Here is a 3,073-nt window from a genome sequence, read left to right as displayed (position 1 = left end):
CGCGCCGGCGCGGGTGCTGTGGTCCCCCGGCGACTCGGGCCGTGACATCCGTGAGCTCCAGGCCCGGCTGCGGCAGGCCGCCTGGCTGTTCGACGGCCCCACCGGGACGTACGACGGGCCCACGCGGGAGGCCGTCGAGGGGTTCCAGGGCAAGCGCGGGCTGCCGCGGACCGGGCGGACCGACACCGTCACCTGGCAGCGGCTGCTCGGCATGACACGCGAACCGGGCCGGTGGGAGCTGTACCTGATGGGCGGCCAGCCGGCCGCCGCCCCCGACGCGCGCTGCCGGACGGGCCGGGTGCTGTGCATCAGCAAGTCCAGCCGCACCCTGCGCTGGATGGTCGACGGACGGACCCTGACGACGCTGCCCGTCCGCTTCGGCTCCGACCCCACACCGACGCGCGACGGCGTCTTCCAGGTCTACTGGAAGTCCCGCGACCACGTGTCCACGCTCTACGACTCGCCGATGCCCTACGCCCTGTTCTTCAGCGGCGGCCAGGCCGTGCACTTCTCGGCCGACTTCGCCGCGCGGGGCTATGCCGGTTCCTCGCACGGCTGCGTCAATGTGCGGGACGAGGCGGCCATCGCCCGGCTGTACGAGCAGGTGCGCAACGGCGACAAGGTCGTCGTCCACTGGTGAGCGCCGCGCGGACACCAGCGACGCCAGGGGTGGGTGGGAAGGGCGCGGGCGGGACCGGGGGAACGTGTCCCGCCCGCGCCGAATGCACGAGCCACAGGTACGGGGGGAACCCGGCTCCGTGCAAAAGCCGATGACCAGTCGGCTCACTCAGTACTGCGCCCCGGTGGCCGAAAACGTCACACCCGACGGGGAGGAAACGCCAAGCCTCCGTAAAGTCGCAGGTCAGCCGGACGCGTCGGCACCCTTGCCGTGTTTGCCGCCGTTGCCCCGGCCACCCTGGCCGTTGCCCTGGCCGCTGTTGCCCTTGTTGCCGTTGGCGTTCCCTTTCCCGTTCCCGGCGTTCCCGTTCCCGGCGTTCCCGTTGCTGCCGTTCCCGTTCGCCGCGCCCCCGTCGCCGGCGTTCCCGTTCGCCGCGCCCTCGTTACTGCCGTTGCCGTTGCCGTTCCCGTTGTCGCTCCGGCCGTTGCCGGTGTCGTTGCCGCCGTCCCGCTTCGTCGTGGGGCCGGAATCGGGGCCGGACCCCGTGCCCGTGTCGGCTCCGGTGCCGTGGTGGGCCAGGACGTTCTCGCAGTACGGCCCGACATGGGCGGAGCCACCCGCCGCGCCCTCCAGCAGGCGCCTGCGGTTGCCCGGGAGCTTGCGTCCGTCGCGTAAGGCACGGCAGGCCGAGGCGATCTGTTTCCCGCGGCCGTTCCCGGCCCCGAGGTCGCCGGTCTTCACGCCGGTCTCCGCCAGACCGCCGTCCTCGTCGGCGCCGGTGCCCGGTCCATCCTGCCGCCCGGTGTCACCGTCGGCGTCCCCGGACGGCTCGCCCTGCTCCTCCCCGGGTGCAACGCCGCCCGGCGCGTCCTTCTCCGACGGGTGCGGCGGCAGGGGGCGTTCGGGTGGGCCGGTGGCAGTGGCAGTGGCGGTGGCGGTGGCGGCGGGGCCGGAGACTCCGGACGGTGTCGGCAGCACTCCGGTACCGGCCAGGACCGCGGCACCGCCGACCATGCCCACGGTCAGCGCGGCGGCCAGTCCGAAGCGCACGGGGCGCGCCCAGCGCGGTGCCCGCCCGGTTCCGCATCGGTCCGCGGACGGGGCGCCGATCCTGACCAGTCCGACGTCGGTGCCCTGGGCGGCCCCGGCCCGGGGCGCGACGGGTACGGCGGACACGGCCCCGGCGGCCCGGCCCGTCCGCTCCTCGCGGACCTTGCGGAAAGCGGCCAGCACGGCGGCCTCACCGGGGAGTTCCCCGCCGGCCGGCGGAGGTGGGGCGGACAGCGCGCCGAGTGCGCTCGAGAGCCGTTCGGCCTGATCACGGTCGGCCGGACCGACAGCTTCGGGTGACTCTCCGTTCAGCAGTCGCTCCGCCGTTTCGCGGTTCAGCCACCTGTACTGCTCGTCGGCCATCACATGTCCTTCTGCGTCCGCGCTCGCATATGCGTCACACTCGCGGACGTCACCGCAGGGCGGCGTGGTTCTCTCTGGGGCGGGAGGGCGTCGAGCACCCCTGCGGATTCCGGATGTGCTTCCGGATCACCGTCGAGTATCTCAGCCAGCCGTCTCAGGCCCCGGTGCGCGGCCGTGCGTACGGCACCCGGCCGCTTGCCCAGCGTCTCGGCGGCGGTCCTCGCGTCGAGGCCCACGACCACCCGCAGGACGACGGCCTCGGCCTGGTCCTGCGGCAGCCGCGAGATGAGGGCGAAGGCGCCGTCGGTGGCCATCGCCTCGATGGCCTGGTCGGCGGTGTCGGACTCGGCGGGCCGCCCGCTCAGTTCGGTCTCGTCGCCGCCGATCGCGGGGCGGCGCCCGCGCATGCGGATGTGGTCGAGGGCCCGGTTGCGGGCGATCCGGGCGGCCCAGCCGCGGAACCGGTCCGCGTCACCGCTGAACCGCTGCAGGTCCCGGGCTATCTGCAGCCACGCCTCGGACGTCACGTCCTCGGCGTCGAGTTCGCCCACCAGCGTGCGTACGTACCCCAGCAGCCGCGGGTGCACGGCCCGGTACACCGTCCGGAACGCGCTCTCGTCCCCGTCCTGCGCCGCCCCCACCGCGGCCGTCAGCTCCGCGTCGTCCCCCAGCACCGCGCGCGCCCTTCTGCGCCTGAGCCGGCACCGCCTGCGCGGACCGGGTTCTCGCTGTCATGGTTCCTCTGTGTTCTCGGCCGCCCGTGGTGGTTGTGGTCGTTTGTCCTCGGACGGCTGGCGCGAAAGGCACGTTACGACCTCAAACCTCTCCCCGTCCATGTCCCTCCACGATCCCGTGCATGATTCAACGAACTTGTGACCGCGCGGTGTGACAGAAAACGCACTCATGGCGCTGTAGGAATTACGGGCCGCCGCGCGGTCCGTGCCGCGCGACGGCCGGGGCCTCTCCTGTGGGGGGTGGCGGCCCCGGCCGTTGCCTTGGCAGGCGTGGACTACGGCTTCTTTTCGCCGCCCGGCCGGGCGG

The 3,073-nt window shown here is 73.6% G+C and carries 3 protein-coding genes; 1 reads left to right on the top strand and 2 read right to left on the bottom strand.

Features of this window, described 5'->3' with window-relative positions:
• On the top strand, positions 1-640 hold a 640-nt coding region (locus tag AOK11_RS31995), incomplete at its 5' end, for a L,D-transpeptidase family protein (RefSeq protein WP_055597189.1).
• Positions 641-862: 222 nt separating this feature from the next.
• On the opposite strand, the gene AOK11_RS31990 is transcribed toward AOK11_RS31995, so the two are convergent.
• Both AOK11_RS31990 and AOK11_RS31985 read right to left on the bottom strand, forming a co-directional pair.
• Complete coding sequence (locus AOK11_RS31990) at positions 863-2,032, bottom strand: hypothetical protein (RefSeq protein WP_055597188.1); 1,170 nt, start codon at positions 2,030-2,032, stop codon at positions 863-865.
• Entirely contained in the window at positions 2,032-2,706 is a 675-nt protein-coding gene (locus AOK11_RS31985) for an RNA polymerase sigma factor (protein ID WP_055597187.1), read from the bottom strand. The genes AOK11_RS31990 and AOK11_RS31985 overlap by 1 nt, the downstream gene beginning before the upstream one ends.
• Positions 2,707-3,073 lie beyond the last annotated feature (367 nt).

The sequence above is a fragment of the Streptomyces hirsutus genome, from assembly GCF_001418415.1.
GTDB classification, from domain to species: Bacteria; Actinomycetota; Actinomycetes; order Streptomycetales; family Streptomycetaceae; genus Streptomyces; species Streptomyces hirsutus.
This window is presented reverse-complemented; position numbering and strand designations above follow the sequence as displayed.

Excerpts from the sequence above, each read along its gene's own strand:
- AOK11_RS31990 (WP_055597188.1), bottom strand. The coding sequence starts at position 2,032 with ATGGCCGACGAGCAGTACAGGTGGCTGAACCGCGAAACGGCGGAGCGA.